The sequence below is a fragment of the Streptomyces sp. CB02980 genome, from assembly GCF_014451325.2.
GTDB lineage: Bacteria > Actinomycetota > Actinomycetes > Streptomycetales > Streptomycetaceae > Streptomyces.
Genome location: NZ_JACSCH020000008.1, coordinates 186,280 through 204,659 on the forward strand (window position 1 = coordinate 186,280; position 18,380 = coordinate 204,659).

General features: G+C 72.5%; 13 protein-coding genes. 5 read left to right on the forward strand and 8 right to left on the reverse strand.

The window, feature by feature from the left end:
- The first annotated feature begins 8 nt into the window (after positions 1 to 8).
- A complete protein-coding gene (locus E0F75_RS18955; protein ID WP_187623696.1) occupies positions 9 to 245 on the forward strand; it encodes a DUF6011 domain-containing protein in 237 nt (78 codons plus the stop codon).
- A gap of 117 nt (positions 246 to 362) precedes the next feature.
- The gene (locus E0F75_RS18960; protein WP_187623697.1) at positions 363 to 1,433 is read left to right on the forward strand and encodes an RNA ligase (ATP); all 1,071 of its coding nucleotides are present in this window, start codon (positions 363 to 365) and stop codon (positions 1,431 to 1,433) included.
- A gap of 71 nt (positions 1,434 to 1,504) precedes the next feature.
- Here E0F75_RS18960 and E0F75_RS18965 read toward each other — a convergent pair whose 3' ends face one another.
- Both E0F75_RS18965 and E0F75_RS18970 read right to left on the reverse strand, forming a co-directional pair.
- Positions 1,505 to 2,368 carry an acyl-CoA thioesterase II gene (locus E0F75_RS18965; RefSeq protein WP_187623698.1) on the reverse strand — a complete coding sequence of 288 codons (864 nt, stop codon included), beginning with the start codon at positions 2,366 to 2,368 and terminating at the stop codon, positions 1,505 to 1,507.
- A 14-nt stretch (positions 2,369 to 2,382) separates the two neighbouring features.
- Positions 2,383 to 4,956: an RNA helicase gene (locus tag E0F75_RS18970; RefSeq protein ID WP_187623699.1), complete on the reverse strand. Its 2,574-nt coding sequence runs from the start codon at positions 4,954 to 4,956 to the stop codon at positions 2,383 to 2,385.
- A gap of 70 nt (positions 4,957 to 5,026) precedes the next feature.
- Between E0F75_RS18970 and E0F75_RS18975 the strand changes: the two genes are divergently transcribed.
- Positions 5,027 to 5,818, forward strand: coding sequence for a metal-dependent hydrolase (locus E0F75_RS18975; RefSeq protein WP_187623700.1), 792 nt, complete (start codon positions 5,027 to 5,029; stop codon positions 5,816 to 5,818).
- Here E0F75_RS18975 and E0F75_RS18980 read toward each other — a convergent pair.
- Entirely contained in the window at positions 5,815 to 6,639 is an 825-nt protein-coding gene (locus E0F75_RS18980) for a TetR/AcrR family transcriptional regulator (RefSeq protein WP_187623701.1), read from the reverse strand. The genes E0F75_RS18975 and E0F75_RS18980 overlap by 4 nt on opposite strands.
- A gap of 123 nt (positions 6,640 to 6,762) precedes the next feature.
- Here E0F75_RS18980 and E0F75_RS18985 point away from each other — a divergent pair, with 123 nt between their 5' ends.
- The gene (locus tag E0F75_RS18985) at positions 6,763 to 7,470 is read left to right on the forward strand and encodes an NAD(P)-dependent oxidoreductase (protein WP_187623702.1); all 708 of its coding nucleotides are present in this window, start codon (positions 6,763 to 6,765) and stop codon (positions 7,468 to 7,470) included.
- 182 nt (positions 7,471 to 7,652) lie between these two features.
- On the opposite strand, the gene E0F75_RS18990 is transcribed toward E0F75_RS18985, so the two are convergent.
- Together E0F75_RS18990 and E0F75_RS18995 are read right to left on the reverse strand one after the other, a co-directional pair.
- Positions 7,653 to 9,434 (reverse strand): ABC transporter ATP-binding protein, encoded by a 1,782-nt coding sequence (locus E0F75_RS18990; RefSeq protein WP_187623703.1) that lies wholly within the window; start codon positions 9,432 to 9,434, stop codon positions 7,653 to 7,655.
- Positions 9,431 to 11,272: an ABC transporter ATP-binding protein gene (locus E0F75_RS18995; RefSeq protein WP_187623704.1), complete on the reverse strand. Its 1,842-nt coding sequence runs from the start codon at positions 11,270 to 11,272 to the stop codon at positions 9,431 to 9,433. Before E0F75_RS18995 ends, E0F75_RS18990 begins: the two co-directional genes overlap by 4 nt.
- Before the next feature lie 193 nt (positions 11,273 to 11,465).
- Here E0F75_RS18995 and E0F75_RS19000 point away from each other — a divergent pair, with 193 nt between their 5' ends.
- Positions 11,466 to 13,082: a peptide-N4-asparagine amidase gene (locus tag E0F75_RS19000; protein ID WP_187623705.1), complete on the forward strand. Its 1,617-nt coding sequence runs from the start codon at positions 11,466 to 11,468 to the stop codon at positions 13,080 to 13,082.
- A 103-nt stretch (positions 13,083 to 13,185) separates the two neighbouring features.
- On the opposite strand, the gene E0F75_RS19005 is transcribed toward E0F75_RS19000, so the two are convergent.
- The 3 genes from E0F75_RS19005 to E0F75_RS19015 form a co-directional block, all read right to left on the reverse strand.
- On the reverse strand, positions 13,186 to 14,625 hold the full coding sequence (locus E0F75_RS19005) for a Gfo/Idh/MocA family protein (protein ID WP_187623706.1): 1,440 nt from the start codon (positions 14,623 to 14,625) through the stop codon (positions 13,186 to 13,188).
- A 241-nt stretch (positions 14,626 to 14,866) separates the two neighbouring features.
- Positions 14,867 to 17,791, reverse strand: a complete 2,925-nt coding sequence (locus E0F75_RS19010; protein WP_187623707.1) for an FAD-binding and (Fe-S)-binding domain-containing protein — start codon at positions 17,789 to 17,791, stop codon at positions 14,867 to 14,869.
- 38 nt (positions 17,792 to 17,829) lie between these two features.
- Entirely contained in the window at positions 17,830 to 18,309 is a 480-nt protein-coding gene (locus tag E0F75_RS19015) for a MarR family winged helix-turn-helix transcriptional regulator (RefSeq protein WP_187623708.1), read from the reverse strand.
- Positions 18,310 to 18,380: the final 71 nt, after the last annotated feature.

Genomic DNA, 18,380 nt, shown 5'->3' on the forward strand with positions numbered 1-18,380 from the left:
ATCTCAGCATGGGAGACGAACCACTGGCAATCTCGATCGATTCCGCACCGGAGGCAGAACCGGGGTCCCGACCGCGCCGGATCCTCTGCCGCCTCTGCGGCCGCCCCCTCACCGGGGCCGACTCCCGCCGCACGGGCCTGGGCCCCACCTGCGACGCCAGACTCCACCCACCGGCCGCCGACATCCGCACCCGCCGGCACGAGGTGGACCAGGACACCCTTCCGGGCATCGACCAGGCCCTGTAGGGCTCTCGGGCCGGGACCCGGCGACGCTACCAGCCCGAAAAACGATCGCCCAGCCGTTTCCCACCTCGGCACAGTGGGCCCCGATGAGACTGAAACCCGAGCACCCGGAGTCCTGAGATGTCGACCCTGCGCGTCACCGCCGAAGTCCTGACCGTCCATCCCCATCCGAACGCCGACGCCCTGGAGCTGGCGCAGGTCGGCCTGTATCGGGCCGTCGTCGCCAAGGGCGCCTATCGGACCGGGGACGCCGCCGTCTACATCCCGGAGCAGGCCGTGCTGCCCGCCGCCCTCGTCGAGGAGCTCGGGCTCACCGGGCGGCTCGCCGGCGGGAACTCGGACCGGGTCAAGGCCGTGCGGCTGCGCGGGGAGCTGTCGCAGGGCATCGTGTGCAGGCCCGGCGTGCTCGCCGGTGCCGACCTGGCCCTTGCGGCGGCCGAGCGGACCGACTTCGCGGAGACGCTGGGGATCATCAAGTGGGTGCCGCCGATACCGCCGACCATGAGCGGTGACGTGGAGGTCGCCCCGGACCTGCTGCCCTGGGTGGACATCGAGAACCTCCAGCGCTACCCGGAGATCTTCGAGCCGGGCGAGCCCGTCGTCCTGACCGAGAAGCTCCACGGCTCGGCCTGCCTGATGACCTTCCTCACCGAGGAGGGACGCACCCAGGTCTCGTCCAAGGGCTTCGGGTCGAAGGGCCTGGCCCTCCAGGAGGACCCGCGCAATCTGTACTGGCGCGCCGTCCACGGCCACGGCCTGCCCGCCGTCGCCGAGCGGCTGGCGAAACGTCTCGGCGCCCGCCGGGTCGGCTTCTTCGGCGAGGTCTACGGCTCCGGGGTGCAGGACCTGGCCTACGGCGCCGACGCCCGCTCCGAGACCGTCGGCTACGCGCTGTTCGACGTGTCGGCCGAGATCGACGGCCGGGTGGAGTGGCTGGACCCGGCCGAGGTCCTGGAGGCCGGCGAGGTCCCGCTCGTACCGCGGCTGTACTCCGGCCCGTACGACCTGGACACGGTCCTCGCCCATGCGAGCGGCCGGGAGACGGTCTCGGGACGGGAGGCGCACCTGCGGGAGGGCGTCGTGATCCGGCCCGCGACCGAGCGGTACAGCCCGGTCGTCGGCGGCCGGGCCATCGCCAAGGCGGTCAGCCCGGCCTACCTGACGCGGAAGGGCGGCACCGAGTACGAGTGACCGGGCCGGTCCCCGGACCGGCCGGTCCCCGTCGGGACCGGCCTGCGGCCAGGACCGGCCTGCGCCCCGGCTCAGAGCTTCCTGAACAGGCCCTCCTGGACCACCGACACCAGGAGCTGCCCCTCGCGGTCGTAGATCCGGCCCCGCGCGAGTCCCCGGCCGCCCGTCGCGATCGGGGACTCCTGGTCGTACAGGAACCACTCGTCCGCGCGGAACGGCCGGTGGAACCACATCGCGTGGTCCAGCGACGCCATGTCGAAGCCCCGCGGTCCCCAGAGCGGCTCGATCGGGATGCGCACCGCGTCGAGGAGCGTCATGTCCGAGGCGTAGGTCAGCGCGCACGTGTGGATCAGCGGGTCGTCGCCGAGCGGCCCCACGGCCCGCATCCACACCGCGCTGCGCGGATCCGCGCCCTTGACCTCGTCCTGGGTCCAGCGCAGCCGGTCCACGTACCGAATGTCGAAGGGCTGCCGACGGGCCATTCTCTCCAGGGCCTCCGGCAGCGCCCCCAGGTGCTCGCGGATCTCGTCCGCGAGGTTGGGCAGGCTGTCCGGGTCCGTCAGGTGCCTCGGGGGCAGCTGGTGCTCGAAGGCGCCCTCCTCCGGCTTGTGGAAGGAGGCCGTGAGATTGAAGATCGTCCGGCCCTCCTGGATCGCCGTGACCCGGCGGGTCGTGAACGACCGCCCGTCCCGCACCCGCTCCACCTGGTAGACGATCGGCACCCCGGGCCGCCCCGGCCGCAGGAAGTAGGCGTGCAGCGAGTGCACCGGCCGGTCGCCCTCGGTGGTGCGGCCGGCCGCGACGAGGGCCTGCCCGGCGACCTGCCCGCCGAAGACCCGCTGCAGCGACTCCTGCGGGCTCCGCCCACGGAAGATGTTGACCTCGATCTGCTCCAGGTCGAGCAGATCGACGAGCCTCTCGGCGGGATTGGTCACGTCAGGTCTCTCCTCTACAGCTGTCCGACGGACGTCACGCGGACGATCGCGCGGCCCTCCTCGTCGGAGGCCGCGAGATCCACCTCCGCGCTGATGCCCCAGTCATGGTCGTTGTTCGGGTCGGCGAAGGTCTGCCGTACGCGCCACAGGCCGTGGGCAGCGTCCTCCTCGATGGCGAGCAGCTTCGGGCCGCGCGCGTCGGGGCCCGTACCGAGGTCGTCGTACTCGTCCCAGTACGCGTCCATCGCCTCGCCCCACGCGTCCGCGTCCCAGCCCGCCTCGGCGTCCATCTCGCCGAGTGCGTCCACGTTGTCGAGGGCCGCGAGCTCCACCCGGCGGAACATCGCGTTGCGCACCAGGACCCGGAAGGCGCGGGCGTTGGCCGTGACCGGCTTGACCTGGTCGGCCTTCTCCTGGGCCTCCTCGGCCGTCTGGACCTCCGGGTTGGCGAGCTGCTCCCACTCGTCGAGCAGCGAGGAGTCCACCTGGCGCACCATCTCGCCCAGCCAGGCGATCAGGTCCTCCAGGTCCTCGGTCTTCAGGTCGTCCGGGATGGTGTGGTCGAGCGCCTTGTACGCGCTCGCGAGGTACCGCAGGACGATGCCCTCGGTGCGCGACAGCTCGTACCAGGAGGTGAACTCGGTGAAGGTCAGCGCCCGTTCGTACATGTCACGGATGATCGACTTCGGCGACACCGGGTGGTCGCCGACCCACGGGTGCGACGTCCGGTAGACGTTGTACGCGTGCCAGAGCAGCTCTTCGAGCGGCTTCGGGTACGAGATGTCCTGGAGCCGCTCCATCCGCTCCTCGTACTCGACACCGTCCGCCTTCATCTGCCCGACGGCCTCGCCGCGCGCCTTGTTCTGCATGGCGGCGAGGATCTGGCGCGGGTCGTCGAGCGTCGACTCGACGACGGAGACCATGTCCAGGGCGTACGAGGGGGACTCCGGGTCGAGCAGGTCGAAGGCGGCGAGCGCGAACGTCGACAGCGGCTGGTTCAGCGCGAAGTCCTGCTGCAGGTCGACCGTCAGGCGGATCGTGCGGCCCTCGGCGTCGGGCGTGTCCAGCTGCTCGACGACACCGCCGTCGAGCAGGGAGCGGTAGATCGCGATGGCCCGGCGGATGTGCCGCAGCTGCGCCTTGCGCGGCTCGTGGTTGTCCTCCAGGAGCTTGCGCATGGCCTCGAAGGCGTTGCCCGGGCGGGCGATCACCGAGAGCAGCATGATGTTGGTGACCTTGAAGCGCGAGGTCAGCGGCTCCGGCTCGGCGTCGATGAGCCGCTCGAAGGTGGTGTCGCTCCAGGCGACGAAGCCCTCGGGGGCCTTCTTGCGGACCACCTTGCGGCGCTTCTTCGGGTCGTCGCCGGCCTTGGCGAGCGCCTTCTCGTTCTCGATGACGTGCTCGGGGGCCTGGGCGACCACGTATCCGGCGGTGTCGAAGCCGGCCCGGCCGGCGCGGCCCGCGATCTGGTGGAACTCACGCGCGCGCAGGGTCCGCACCCGGTTGCCGTCGTACTTCGTGAGGGCGGTGAAGAGCACCGTACGGATGGGAACGTTCACGCCCACGCCGAGCGTGTCCGTCCCGCAGATCACCTTCAGGAGACCGGCCTGCGCCAGCTTCTCGACGAGCCGCCGGTACTTCGGCAGCATGCCCGCGTGGTGCACGCCGATGCCGTGCCGGACGTAACGCGAGAGGTTCTGGCCGAACTTGGTGGTGAAGCGGAAGTTGCCGATCAGCTCGGCGATCTTGTCCTTCTCCTCGCGCGTGCACATGTTGATGCTCATCAGCGACTGCGCGCGCTCGACGGCCTGCGCCTGCGTGAAGTGGACGATGTAGACCGGCGCCTGCTTGGTCTCCAGGAGCTCCGTCAGGGTCTCCGTGATGGGGGTGAGCACGTACTCGTAGGAGAGCGGCACCGGCCGGGTCGCCGAGCGGACCACCGAGGTCGGCTTGCCCGTGCGCCGGGTCAGGTCCTTCTCGAACATCGACACGTCACCGAGCGTCGCCGACATGAGGACGAACTGCGCCTGGGGGAGTTCCAGGATCGGGATCTGCCACGCCCAGCCGCGGTCCTGCTCGGCGTAGAAGTGGAACTCGTCCATGACGACCTGGCCGATGTCCGCGTACTTGCCGTCCCGCAGCGCGATCGACGCCAGCACCTCGGCCGTACAGCAGATCACCGGCGCGTCCGCGTTCACGGAGGCGTCGCCGGTCAGCATGCCGACGTTCTCGGTGCCGAAGATCTTGCACAGGTCGAAGAACTTCTCCGACACCAGCGCCTTGATCGGCGCGGTGTAGAAGGTCACCTGGTCGTTCGCGAGCGCGGTGAAGTGGGCAGCTGCCGCGACCAGCGACTTTCCCGATCCGGTGGGCGTGGAAAGGATCACGTTGGCCCCGGAGACGACCTCGATCAGCGCCTCTTCCTGGGCCGGGTAGAGCGTGATGCCCCGGCCCTCCGCCCAGGAGGAGAAGGCCTCGAAGAGGGCGTCGGGGTCGGCGGTCGGCGGCAGCTGATCGATAAGGGTCACGCCCCCATCTTGCCTGGATTCCGCCCGGATGAGGGAACCGGCCACCGGTTCGAAGATCACGGACGATAGGCTCGTCCGTCGACCGGTCGTCAACTGAGCGCCGGCAGGGGAGAAACGGGGCGGGCCAACCATGATGGGACCGGCACACTCGCTGTCCGGAGCGGCGGCCTGGCTGGGTGTCGGAGCGGCCGCGGCGGCCTTCGACCGCCCGATGCCGTGGCCGGTTCTCGTCGTCGGCGCACTCATCTGCGCGGGCGCGGCCCTCGCCCCCGACCTGGACCACAAGTCGGCGACCATCTCGCGTGCCTTCGGACCGGTCTCCAAGGGCCTGTGCGAGATCGTCGACAAGCTGTCGTACGCCGTCTACAAGGCGACCCGCTCCTCCGCCGACCCCCGCAGGTCGGGCGGTCACCGGACCCTCACGCACACCTGGGTCTGGGCGGTCCTGATCGGCGGCGGCGCGTCCGTCGCGGCGGTCACCGGCGGCCGGTGGGCGGTGCTCGCGATCCTCTTCGTGCACCTGGTCCTCGCCGTGGAAGGCCTGCTGTGGCGGGCCGCCCGGATGTCCAGCGACGTCCTGGTCTGGCTGCTCGGCGCGACCAGCGCGTGGATCCTCGCGGGCGTCCTCGACAAGCCGGGCAACGGCGCGGACTGGTTCTTCACCGGCCCCGGCCAGGAGTACCTGTGGCTCGGGCTGCCGATCGTGCTCGGCGCCCTCGTCCACGACATCGGCGACGCGCTCACCGTCTCGGGCTGCCCGATCCTCTGGCCCATCCCGGTCGGCCGGAAGCGCTGGTACCCGATCGGCCCGCCGAAGGGCATGCGCTTCCGGGCCGGCAGCTGGGTCGAGCTGAAGGTCCTGATGCCCGTGTTCATGGTGCTCGGCGGGGTCGGCGGAGCCTCGGCGCTCGGCTTCTTCTAGCCGGCCGCCGGTCTCGGTACCCCGAGGGTCGTCACGAGCCGGGTCAGCTCCTCCTGGAAGAGCTTGTCCGGGCTCGTCGTCTGGCGGCCCAGATGCCCGTACACCTCCAGGGCGACGAGTCCGTGCAGATGCCCCCAGAGCCGTAGCGCGAGGGCGACGCCGGCCGGTGGCAGGTCGGGGAAGGCCGGGCGCACCTTGTCGAGCAGCCCGGCGTCGAAGTCGTCCCAGGTGAACGCGCTGTCCCGGTAGAGCGGTTCGGCGTACGGCCAGGCCGCCGCGGCGAGTCCGGCGAGCCCGGTGCAGACCCGGCGGGCCGCGTCGGGGGCGGGCCCTTCCTCCGGCGCCCGGTAGCCGGGCACGGGGTCGCCGTAGACCAGCCGGAAGCCTTCGGGGTTGGCCAGGGCCCAGGTGCGGAAGGCGCGGGCCCAGGCGAGGATCCGCGTAGCCGGGTCCCCGGCGGGGCGCTGCGTGGCCGGGTCCCCGGCGGGGGCGTCGGCCGGGTCCCCGGCGGGGGGTTCGGCCGGACCCCGCGTGGCCGCTTGGGCCCAGGCCGCCTCCACGGAGTCGGCGAGTGCCGAGTACACGTCGTCGATGAGCGTGGTGACCAGGTCGTCGCGGGTGGCGAAGTAGCCGTAGATCGCGTTGGCCGTCATTCCCATCTCGCGGGCGATGGCCCGCAGGGTGATGGCGTCGGGACCGCCCGAGGCCATCAGGCGCAGGGCCGTGTCCTTGATCTCGGCGGTGGTCTCGGCCCGCAGCCGCTCACGGCGGCCGCGCCCGGCCGGAGCCGTCCCCGTGCTTGTTCCTGATGTCCCGGTCATGCCGGCAGCCTATCCCTCTCTTGGTGACCGTATGGAAACTGCACGCCGTGTACTTCACGGCGTATAGTTTTCGCACGGCGTCACGTCAGTGACGCGTCGAAGGTGTGAGCACAGGGGAGAGCCATGCACATCGGAGTCGTCGGAGCCACCGGCACCATCGGCAGCCGCGTCGTCGCGGAGGCCCTGGAGCGCGGGCACCACATCAGGGCATTCGGCCGCGACGCCACGGGGGCGGCGGCGCGGGAGACCCGCGAGAACATCACCTGGGCGAGCCTCGACGTCCTCGACCCGGCCGGCATCGCCGCCGTCCTGCCCGGACTCGACGTCCTGATCAGCGCCTTCCAGCCCGGAAACGCCGCCCAGGACATGGCCGACACCGTCCGGCGCTCGATCGCCGACGCCGGGGTCTACGCCACCGCGGCCCGCGCCCTGCTCAAGGCCCTCGAAAGCCACCCGAGGACCCGGCTCATCGTGATCGGCGGTGCGGGCAGCCTGGAGATCGAGCCCGGCGTGGTGCTCGCCGACGCGGAGGAACGCCTCCACGCGACCCTCGACGGCGTCGGCCTGCCCCGCGCCTACGCGGCGGCGGTACGCGGCCACCGCGACGCCCTGAACGTGCTGCGCACCTCCAACCGCCGTTGGACCTACTTCAGCCCCGCCGAGGACATCGCCCCCGGTGAGCGCACCGGCCGCTTCCGCATCGGCGAGGACCAGCCGGTCCGCGACGCCGAGGGGCGCAGCCGCGTCTCGGCGGAGGACGCGGCCGTGGCCCTCGTCGACGAGGCGGAGCTGCCCCGCTTCGTCCAGCGCCGCTTCACCGTCGGCTACTGATCAGGACCCGATGGAAGCGGGCCGGGCCGGGGCGACCCGATGGAAGCGGGCCGGGCCGGGGCGACCCGATGGAAGCGGGCCGGGCCGGGGCGACCCAAGGGAAGCGGGCCGGGCCGGGGCGACGGAAGCGGGCCGGGCCGGGGCTCGTACGACTCCCCGGCCCGGCCCGCTTCCGCCGGGTGTCACCCGTGCCACGACCTCCACAGCGCCGCGTACGCCCCGTCCGCCGCGACCAGTTCCGCGTGGCTGCCGAGCTCGCTGATCCGGCCCGACTCGACCACCGCGATCAGATCGGCGTCGTGCGCGGTGTGCAGCCGGTGCGCGATGGCCACGACCGTCCGCCCCTCCAGGACCCGGCCGAGGGACCGCTCCAGATGCCGGGCCGCGCGCGGGTCGAGCAGCGAGGTCGCCTCGTCCAGGACCAGCGTGTGCGGGTCCGCGAGGACGAGCCGGGCCAGGGCGATCTGCTGGGCCTGCGCCGGGGTCAGCGAACGGCCGCCCGAGCCGACCTCGGTGTCCAGGCCCTCGCCGAACCCCCGCGCCCAGGCGTCCGCGTCCACCGCCGTGAGCGCCGCCCACAGCTCGGTGTCCGTGGCCCCCGTCCGGGCCAGGAGCAGATTGTCGCGGAGCGAGCCCACGAAGACGTGGTGCTCCTGGTTGACCAGGGCCACGTGCTCGCGGACCCGCTCGGCGGGCATCCGCGCCAGCTCGGCCGCGCCGAGGGTGACCGAGCCGGTCCTCGGGGCGTAGATGCCCGCGATGAGGCGGCCGAGGGTCGACTTTCCGGCGCCGGACGGGCCGACCAGGGCGAGACGGGTGCCGGGGGCCACCTTCAGGGACACCTCGTGCAGCACGTCGACACCCTCGCGGTAGCCGAACCGGACGTCGTCCGCCCGGACGGCCCGGCCCTCGGGCCGTACCTCCGTGTCGCCCGCTTCCGGCTCGATGTCGCGGACGCCGACGAGCCGGGCCAGGGACACCTGCGCGACCTGGAGTTCGTCGTACCAGCGGAGCACGATGCCGATCGGGTCCACCAGCATCTGCGCGAGCAGCGCGCCCGTGGTCAGCTGCCCGACGTCGATCCAGCCCTGGAGCACGAACACCCCGCCGAGCAGGAGCACCGCGCACAGCACCGTCGAGTGGGTGATGTTGACGACGGGGAAGAGCACCGAGCGCAGGAAGAGGGTGTACCGCTCCCAGGCGACCCATTCGGAGATGCGCCGGTTCGACAGGGCGATCCGCCGCGCACCGAGGCGGTGCGCCTCGACCGTACGGCCCGCGTCGACCGTCTCGGCGAGGGCGCCCGCCACCGCCGCGTATCCCGCGGACTCCGACCGGTAGGCCGACGGCGCACGCCGGAAGTACCACCGGGAACCCACGATGAGCAGCGGAGCCGCGAGCAGCGCGGCCAGGGCCAGGGGCGGCGCCGTGACCGCGAGTCCGCCGAGCAGCAGTCCCGCCCACACGAAGCCGATGGCCAGCTGAGGCACGGCCTCGCGCATGGCGTTGGAGAGCCGGTCGACGTCCGTGGTGATCCTCGAGAGCAGGTCGCCCGTACCGGCCCGTTCCAGCACGCCCGGCGGCAGGCGTACCGCGCGGACGAGGAAGTCCTCCCGCAGATCGGCGAGCATCTCCTCGCCGAGCATCGCGCCGCGCAGCCGGACCAGCCGCACGAAGCCGGTCTGGACGAGCAGCGCGACCGCGAACAGGGCGACCGTGCGCTCCAGATGGAGCTCGCGCGCGCCCGCTGCCAGCTCGTCCACCATCGAACCGAGCAGGTACGGGCCGACCATCGAGGCGATCACGGCGACCGTGTTCACCCCGACGAGCAGCCCGAAGGCCCGGCGGTGGCGGCTCAGCAGCTCGCGTACGTAACCGCGGACGGTCGCGTCGGCGGCGACGGGCAGTGTCGTCGCCGTCGTCGGGGCGGCCGGGTCGTACTCCGGCGGTGCCAGGCCGATCATGCCGATTCCCCTTCCAGTGCGGTGAGTTCAGCGACGGGCTCACCCTCGGCGACCGCTTCGAGGCCGCCGTCACGGGGTTCCGCCACGGCGAGCTCCTCCTCGGTGTCGCGGCTGACGACCGCGCGGTAGCGGGGCTCCGTGGCGAGCAGCTCGCGATGGGTGCCGACAGCGACCGCCTGGCCCTCGTGGACCAGGACGACCCGCTCGGCGCGGTCCAGGAGCAGCGGCGAGGAGGCGAGGACCACGGTGGTCCTGGCCGCGCGCAGCTCGCTGACGCCGGCGGCGACCCGGGCCTCCGTGTGCGCGTCGACCGCCGAGGTCGGCTCGTCGAGGACGAGCACCTCCGGGTCGGTCACCAGGGACCGGGCGAGGGCGAGCCGCTGGCGCTGGCCACCGGAGAGCGACCGGCCCCGCTCGGTGATGCGGGTGCGCATCGGATCGCCGTCGGTGTCCACGGAGGCCTGCGCCAGCGCGTCCAGGACGTCGTCGCACCGGGCGGCCGCCAGGGCCTGTTCCGGGAGCACGGCGCCGGAGCGGGGCACATCGAGCAGTTCGTGGAGTGTGCCCGAGAGCAGGACCGGGTCCTTGTCCTGGACGAGGACGGCCGTACGGGCGTCCTCCAGCGGCAGTTCGTCGAGGGGGACCCCGCCGAGCAGCACCGAGGTGTGGTCCTCGCCCGGATCGGCCGGGTGGCCGCCGAGCCGGTCCGCGAGCCGCCCGGCCACGTCCGGGTCGCCGCAGACGACCGCGGTGAGCCGGCCGGCCGGAGCCAGCAGCCCGGTCAGCGGGTCGTACAGGTCGCCGGTGGCCTTGCGGTCCTCGTCACCCGTGGTGGTGCTGGTCGTCCGGGCGAGGCCGAGGACCCGGGCGGCGCGCTTCGCGGACGGCCGGGAGAAGGAGAACGCCATGGCGATCTCCTCGAAGTTGCGCAGCGGGTGGTACGACAGGGCCACCGCGCTGTAGACGGTGACCAGTTCACCGACCGTGATCCGCCCGTCGAGCGCGAGCCGTGCCCCGTGCACCGCCACCACGATGAGCAGGATGCCGGGCAGCACGACCTGGATCGCGGAGATCAGCGCCCACATGCGCGCACTGTGCACGGCCGCCTTGCGGACCTCCTGCGAGGCGGCGCGGTAGCGGCCGAGGAACAGTTCCTCGCCGCCGATGCCGCGCAGCACACGGAGCCCGGCGACGGTGTCGGAGGCGAGCTCGGTGGCCTTGCCCGCCTTCTCGCGCTGGATGTCCGCCCGGCGCGTGGCGCGGGGGAGCAGCGGCAGCACGGAGAGGGCGAGAATCGGGACACCGACGGCCACGACGACGCCCAGGGCGGGCTGGTAGACGACGAGGCCGACGCAGATGAAGACGAGCACGACGGCGCCTGCGGCGAACCGCGACAGGGCCTCGACGAACCAGCCGATCTTCTCGACGTCGCCGGTGGACACGGCGACGACCTCGCCCGCGGCGACCCGCCGGGTCAGGACGGAGCCCAGCTCGGCGGTCTTGCGGGAGAGGAGCTGCTGGACGCGGGCGGCGGCCGTGATCCAGTTGGTGACGGCGGTGCGGTGCAGCATCACGTCACCGACCGAGATCGCGGCGCCCAGCACCACGAGCAGCACTCCGGCGAGCCCGAGGCGCCCGCCGTCGCGGTCCACGACCGACTGCACGGCGATGCCGATGCCGAGGGGCAGTCCGGCGATGCCCAGATGGTGCAGAAGTCCCCACAGCATGGACTTCACCTGCCCGCCGAGCTGTTGACGGCCGAGCCAGACGAGGAACCGGGTGCCCGAGCGGACATCGGGGACCCCTGGGTCGGCGAAGGGAAGATCTCGAATCTGCATGGCGTCCCAGGGTCTCCGGGTCTCGTCTGGGGGGAACGCACGCCGGGGGTGTGCGACGGCGGGGAAGGCCGTGCAAGGTTCGCGTCTTCCCCCAGGGGCGGCAATCGATTTTCCGCATGGGAGAACAGATCGCGCCATGTCCGCTCATCGTCCTCTGGACCGCACGGCACCGAGCGCGCTTCACTCCAGCCCCATGAGATCACTCAAGATCATGAGCATGCTCAGCGGCCTGGTCCTCGCCGCGGGTGCGCTCCTCACCGCCCACCCGGCCGCCGCCGACGGTCCGAACGGCCCGACGCCCCCGGCCGAGTTCACCGGCGACTGGCACGACCCGGTCACCGCCGCCCCGCCGGTCGAGACCCCCGGCACCCGCAGCTGCGAGGTCACCCTCGCCGCCGCCCGGTTCCGCGACTTCACGCCCTACCAGGGCGGTTACACCCCGCCGAAGGCCTGCGGCACCCGCTGGAGCAAGGTCGTCCTGCGCCTCGAAGGAAACGTGAAGGGCCGCCAGTACGACCGCCTCGGATACCTCACCGTCGGAGGTGTGGAGATCCTCCGCACCTCCACGCCGCAGCCCTCGCCCGACGGCATCACCTGGTCGGTCGAGAAGGACGTCACGCGCTACAGGGACACCCTCAGCCGCCCCGGCGCTGTCGAGATGCTCATCGGCAATGTCGTGAACGAGACCTACACGGGTGTCCTCGACGTCCGCGTCACCCTCACCTTCCACACCGCCCAGGGCCGCGTGAAACCCGCCGCCGGTACGCCCGACCGGGTGATCCCCCTCACCGGCCCCACCCTCACCACCCCGCGCAACACCGAGCGCGTCCTCGCCGAGGTGTACGCCACCGGCTCCGGCGGCGGCTGCGAGGAGTACTGGTACCTCTCCGTCCCCGAAGCCGCCCCGTACTCCTGCCGGGCCACCGACGGACCGCACCGGGAGGTCCGCGTCTCCGTCGACGGACGCCTCGCCGGCATCGCCGCGCCCTTCCCCACGGTCTGGACCGGCGGCTGGTCGAACCCCTTCCTCTGGTACGTCACCCCCGGGCCGCGCGCCTTCGACGTCCAGCCGATCCTCTACGACCTGACCCCCTTCGCGGCCGTCCTCAACGACGGCCGCGCCCACCGCGTGGAGGTCACCGTCGCCGGGGTCCCCGCCGGGCAGTCGGGCTGGTCCACCCCCACCAACGTGCTCCTCTGGCAGGACGAGGGCAGCCGGGTCGTCACCGGCGGCCTCGACCGCCACGAGGAGACCACCCCGCGCAACTCCTCCGTCTACACGGCGGGCACCGCGGACTCCCTCCACCGGCTCGACACCGTCGCCGGCCACCGGCTCACCGTCGCCGGACACCTGAACACCTCGCACGGCCGAGTCACCACCACCGTCGACCGGACCGTCGCCCACACCTCCGCGCACCGCTGGGGCGAGGGGGAGAACCCGGACGCGTTCACCGCGCGCTGGACCGACCGCGAGACGGTGACCAGCGGCCGGACCGTCACCCGCGCCGACCGGACGTACACCATGGACGGCGAGACCACGATCGGCGCGGGCGACCGGCTGCGGACCGTCCTCACCCTCGGGGACCGCGCCGACACCACCGTCCTGCGCGACGGACGGCGACTGTCCTGGTCGCGGCTCGACGACACGTACACCGGTGACGCCACCTACACCACCGGCGTCCCGCGCGACCAGCGGCACGCGGTCGGCACCACGCACGAGCGCTACCGGCTGTACGGCTCCGAGGGCTGCTACGACCGGAGCCTGACCACGGTTCAGGGAACGGTCACCCAGGACCTGCGGCGCTGCTGAACAGGGCGGCGTCCCGGCCCCCGTACGCGGCGTCCCGGCCCCCGTACGCGGTGCCCGGCCCCCGTACGCGGAGGCCGGGCACCGCACGCCGGGAGCCCCGCCGTCAGGCAGGCTTCACCGAGTCCACGCCCGAGCGGGCCTTGCGCCACTCGCCGCGCGTGAAGTCGGGGATCTCCTGCGGCGCGCCCTTCGCCTTGATGGAGGCGTGGCTCAGCGGCACCGGCGCCGTCCAGGTGGCGGCGTCGTAGACGTCGAAGTCCGGCGGCAGCCCGAGCCGCATGCACTGCATCAGGCGGTAGACCATGATGTAGTCCATGCCGCCGTGGCCGCCCGGCGGGTTGGCGTGGTCCTTCCAGAGCCAGTGGTCGAACTCGCCCGCGTACGCCGAGAAGTCGGCCCACTGGTCGTCCTTGTGGTCCGGCTCCAGGTAGATCCGGGCCGGGTAGTCCTCGAAGACGCCCCGGGTGCCGCCCAGGCTGTTGACCCTGCTGTACGGGTGCGGGGTGGAGACGTCGTGCTCCAGGCGGATGACCCGGCCCTGGGCCGTCTGGACCAGGCTGACCGTCCGGTCGCTCCCGATGTACGTCTCCTTCCAGCTGGGGTCGCCCGCCGGCATGTTCTCCTCGCGGTACTCGGCGAGGCCCAGCGCCGGAGTCCCGAAGCTGCTGATGCTCACCGCCCGGTCACCCCGGTTGATGTCCATGTAGTTGGCGACGGGGCCGAAGCCGTGGTTCGGGTAGAGATCGCCCCTCAGCCTCGTGTGCCAGAGCCGGCGCCAGGGGCCCTCGTAGTACGTCGGCGAGAACATCAGCGCGCGCAGGTCGTGGTTGTACGCCCCCGCGCCGTGCAGGAGCCGGCCGAACTTTCCGGCGTGCGCCATCCGCAGCACGCGCATCTCGTTCCGGCCGTAACAGCAGTTCTCCAGCTGCATGCAGTGGCGGCGGGTCTGCTCCGACAGGTCGACCAGGTCCCACAGTTCGTCGAGCGTCATCGCGACCGGACACTCCACGCCGACGTGCTTGCCGCCCAGCATCGCCGCGCGGGCGATCGCGTAGTGGCTGTCCCAGGGGGTGGCCACGTGCACGAAGTCGACGTCGGAGCGGGTGCAGAGGTTCTCGTAGTCCTCCTCGCCGTTGGTGTAGAGGGCGGGGGCGGCCTGTCCGGCGGCGACGACCTTCGCCGCGGCCCGCTCGGCCTTCTCGCGCACCGGGTCGCACACGGCGACCACCCGCACCCAGGGCAGTGCGAGGTAGAGGCCGATCATGCCGTTGCCCCGGTTGCCGAGGCCGACGAGCGCGACGCGGACGGTGGAGCGGCCGGGGAAGGGGACCCCGGCCATGGTGGGCCCGAGGCGCCTGCGGGCGGTGGCGGACGGCGTCGCGGCGGTGGCGGACTCGGGTGACGTCGCCGGGGCGGCCACGGCGGCCTGGGCGTTCGGGCCGCCGAGGGCGCCGATCCCGATTCCCGTTCCGGCCGCGGCCGCGGCCGCCGTGGTCCTGAGGACCTTGCGACGGCTCGGGGTGTGCGGTGTCTGCTCGTTCATGGAACCTCCCGGAGCTGTGTGCACGGCTGTTTCATGAATCCCGCACAGGACCCTGGCCCCGGCGACCGGCGGTCCGCAAGGGCGCCGACTGGACTCTCGTCATGGGTAGTTGGACTTTACTGTTCCGGATCTCGCACCGAGCCTGACCGGGCGCCCACCATCACCCGAACAGACGAAAGGCCCCTCACCGCGGGGGGTGAGGGGCCTTACGCCGGGGCTCTGCCCGGAGTGTGACGGGGGGTCAGGGCCGTGTCGCGTGCTCCAGGGCGAGGAGCACCGATCCGTACCTGCGGCCCGTCGCCCGGTCCATCCCGATCTCGCACATCCGGTTGGCCGAAAGATGCGCGTCGAAGGGCCGCGCCGTCACCTCGGCCGCCTCCCGGGCCGTCGCCGAGGCCGTCAGCTCCGGGTGCAGCATGCCCCGGTCGCCCGCGAAGGCGCAGCAGCCCGCGTCGGTGGGGACGACGACCTCATCGGCGCAGGCCCGCGCGAGCTCCGTCAGCCTGTCCTCGTCGCCCAGGTGCCGCATCGAGCAGGTCGGATGGACCACGGCGGAGCCGACCCGGCGGCGTACGTCGAGCCGGGGGAGCAGCTCGTCCGCCGCCCACACCAGCGAGTCGACCACCGTCATCTCGGCGTGCAGCGCCCGGTTGTCCTCCGTCAGATACGGCACGACCTCGTGCGCGATGCCCAGCGTGCACGAGGAGGCGTCCACCACCAGCGGCAGCGTCCCGCCCGCGGTCCATCCCCAGGCCGCCTCGACGATCCGGTTCGCCATCACCTCGTTGCCCCGCTCGTACCCCTTGGAGTGCCAGATCGTCGCGCAGCAGGTTCCGGCCACGTCGTCGGGGATCCACACCGGCTTCCCCGCGCGCGCCGACACCGCGACCACGGCCTCCGGGAGGGAAGGGCCCCGCTCGCCGTCCGGATTGCCGAAGATCCGGTTCACACAGGCCGGGTAGTAGACGGCGACCGCGGCGGGACGGTGGGTGCGGGGCAGCCGCCGCGCCGCCGCGCCCGGGATCTCCGGCAGCCACTCCGGTACGAGGTCGGTGCTGACCGCCCGGCGCGCCAGGCCCGTCACCGACTCCAGGACCCGGTCGCCGATCCGGTCGGCCGCGGCGACCGCGAGCCGCGCGGAGGCCTCCGCCGCCCGGAAGTTCTTCGCGGCCAGGGCGGCGATCCGCTCCTCGCGCGAGGTGTGCCGCTCGTGCCGGAACTCCTTCATCAGCGCGCCCGTGTCGATCCCGACCGGACAGGCCAGCTTGCAGATGGAGTCGCCGGCGCAGGTGTCGACGGCGTCGTAGCCGTACGACTCCAGGAGACGGGTCTCGACCGGGGAGCCGTCGCGCTGCCGCATCATCTCCCGGCGGAGCACGATCCGCTGGCGCGGAGTGGTCGTCAGATCGTGGCTGGGGCAGGTCGGTTCGCAGAAGCCGCACTCGATGCAGGGATCGGCGATCCGCTCCACGGTCGGGATCGTCTTGAGGCCCCGCAGATGGGCGTGCGGGTCACGGTCCAGGACGATCCGCGGGGCGAGCACCCCGTCGGGGTCGATGGCCTCCTTGACCCGCCACATCAGGTCGGTCGCCCGCGTCCCCCACTCCAGCTCCAGGAACGGCGCGATGTTCCGACCGGTGGCGTGCTCCGCCTTCAGGGAGCCGTCGAAGCGCTCCACGGTCAGCTTGCAGAACTCGTCCATGAAGGCCGCGTACCGCTCGACGTCGGTGGGGTCGCCCGCGTCGAAGGCGAGCAGGAAGTGGAGGTTGCCGTGCGCGGCGTGACCGGCCACGGCGGCGTCGAAGCCGTGCCGGGACTGGAGGTCGAGCAGCGCCTCGCAGGCCTCCGCGAGCCGGGCCGGGGGCACCGCGAAGTCCTCGGTGATCAGGGTCGTACCGGAGGGGCGTGAGCCGCCGACCGCCGTCACGAAGGCCTTCCGGGCCTTCCAGTAGCCGGCGATCCGCTTCGGGTCCGTGGTGAACGCGTTCTCCACGGAGGCCACCGGAGCCACCAGGTCCAGGCCGGCGAGGGCCTCCGCCGCCGCCCGCTCGTACGCCTCCCGCGCGGCCGCGTCCGGCGCCCGGAACTCGACCAGGAGCGCCGCCGTCTCCTTGGGCAGCTCCGCCCAGTCCGCCGGGACGCCCGCCACGCTCACGGAGGCCCGCAGGGTGTTGCCGTCCATCAGCTCGACGGCCAGCGCTCCCGCCGCGTTGAAGCGGGGGACCGCCTCGGCCGCCGCCGGAAGCGAGGGGAAGAAGAGCAGGGCCGAGGACACCTCGCGGTCCAGCGGCAGGGTGTCGAAGACGACCTCGGAGATGAAACCGAAGGTGCCCTCGGAGCCCACCATGAGGCCCCGCAGGATGCGCACCGGGGTGTCGCCGTCGAGGAAGGCGTCGAGCCGGTAGCCGTTGGTGTTCTTGATGGCGTGCTTGGCGCGGATCCGGTCGGTGAGGCCGGTGTCGGCCTCGATCTCCGCCTTGAGCCCCATCAGCTCCGCGCACAGCCTCGGCTCGGCGTGCGCCAGCTCCTCGTCGGCGGCCGGGTCGGCCGTGTCGACCACGGTCCCGCTCGGCAGCACGAAGGTGAGCGAGGCGACCGTCCGGTACGAGTTCCTCGTCGTCCCGGCCGTCATGCCGGAGGCGTTGTTGGCGACGACCCCGCCGATCGTGCACGCGATGGCGCTGGCCGGATCGGGACCCAGGACCCGCCCGTGCGGGGCGAGCGCCGCGTTGGCCCGTACGACGGTGGTGCCGGGGCGGATCCGGGCCCGCGCACCGCCGTCGAGGACCTCGACGCCCGCCCAGTGGCGGCGCACGTCGACCAGGATGTCCTCGCCCTGCGCCTGCCCGTTGAGGCTGGTCCCGGCGGCCCGGAAGACGACCTCGCGGCCCTTGCCGTGTGCGTACGACAGGATCGTGGAGATGTCGTCGATGTCCTCGGCGACCACGACGACCTGCGGGACGAAGCGGTACGGGCTGGCGTCGGAGGCGTACCGCACGAGGTCGGAGATCTTCGAGAGGACCTTCTCCGGGCCGAGGAGTTCGGTGAGCTCCTCGCGCAGCCGCCTCGGCGTCCCCTTGGCCTGGAGCTCCGGCACGCGGTCCGGGGCCGGACTCCGCTTCGTACCGGGGCGTAGGGCCTGCGGGTTCGGCTCGAACAGCGGCATGTCACGGCTCCCCTTCGCGCGTCCGCGTGCCCGAGGGGTCAGCAGCCGCCCTCCGGGCCGGGGTCGACCAGGGCGGACAGCAGACCTCCGAGCACCTCGCGCTGTGCGGCGGTCAATGGAGCAAGGATGTCCTCTGCGGCCGCCCGGCGCGCGCTGCGCAGCTCCCGCAGCGTGGCGCGGCCCGCGTCGGTCAGCTCGATGCGCACCACCCGGCGGTTGCTCGGATCGGGCACCCGGCGCACCCGGTCGACGGCCTCGAGACCGTCGACGAGACTGGTCACCGCGCGCGGGACGACCTCGAGCCGGGCCGCGAGGTCGGCCATCCGGGGCGGCTCCCCGAAGTGCGCGACCGTGCGGAGCAGCCGGGACTGGGCGGGCGTGATGCCGACCGGTTCCAGGTGGCGCTTCTGGATGCGGTGCAGACGCCGGGTGAGGCGCAGCAGCTGCTCGGCGAGGAGGCCGTCGGCGTCGGGTTCCCCCGAACGGCGGGGTCCGGTCGGGACGGCGGAGGTGCTCATGCGGGAACAATATCAGGACCTAGTTCATTGTGAGCATAGGTAACAGTGAGCTAAGCTCTCATCGACATCGC

Coding starts and splice junctions, on each gene's coding strand:
- E0F75_RS18980 (WP_187623701.1), bottom strand. CDS start 6,639: ATGACCGGGACATCAGGAACAAGCACGGGGACGGCTCCGGCCGGGCGC.
- E0F75_RS19010 (WP_187623707.1), bottom strand. CDS start 17,791: ATGCCGCTGTTCGAGCCGAACCCGCAGGCCCTACGCCCCGGTACGAAG.
- E0F75_RS18985 (WP_187623702.1), top strand. CDS start 6,763: ATGCACATCGGAGTCGTCGGAGCCACCGGCACCATCGGCAGCCGCGTC.
- E0F75_RS18990 (WP_187623703.1), bottom strand. CDS start 9,434: ATGATCGGCCTGGCACCGCCGGAGTACGACCCGGCCGCCCCGACGACG.
- E0F75_RS18995 (WP_187623704.1), bottom strand. CDS start 11,272: ATGCAGATTCGAGATCTTCCCTTCGCCGACCCAGGGGTCCCCGATGTC.
- E0F75_RS18960 (WP_187623697.1), top strand. CDS start 363: ATGTCGACCCTGCGCGTCACCGCCGAAGTCCTGACCGTCCATCCCCAT.
- E0F75_RS18955 (WP_187623696.1), top strand. CDS start 9: ATGGGAGACGAACCACTGGCAATCTCGATCGATTCCGCACCGGAGGCA.
- E0F75_RS19005 (WP_187623706.1), bottom strand. CDS start 14,625: ATGAACGAGCAGACACCGCACACCCCGAGCCGTCGCAAGGTCCTCAGG.
- E0F75_RS18975 (WP_187623700.1), top strand. CDS start 5,027: ATGATGGGACCGGCACACTCGCTGTCCGGAGCGGCGGCCTGGCTGGGT.
- E0F75_RS19015 (WP_187623708.1), bottom strand. CDS start 18,309: ATGAGCACCTCCGCCGTCCCGACCGGACCCCGCCGTTCGGGGGAACCC.
- E0F75_RS19000 (WP_187623705.1), top strand. CDS start 11,466: ATGAGATCACTCAAGATCATGAGCATGCTCAGCGGCCTGGTCCTCGCC.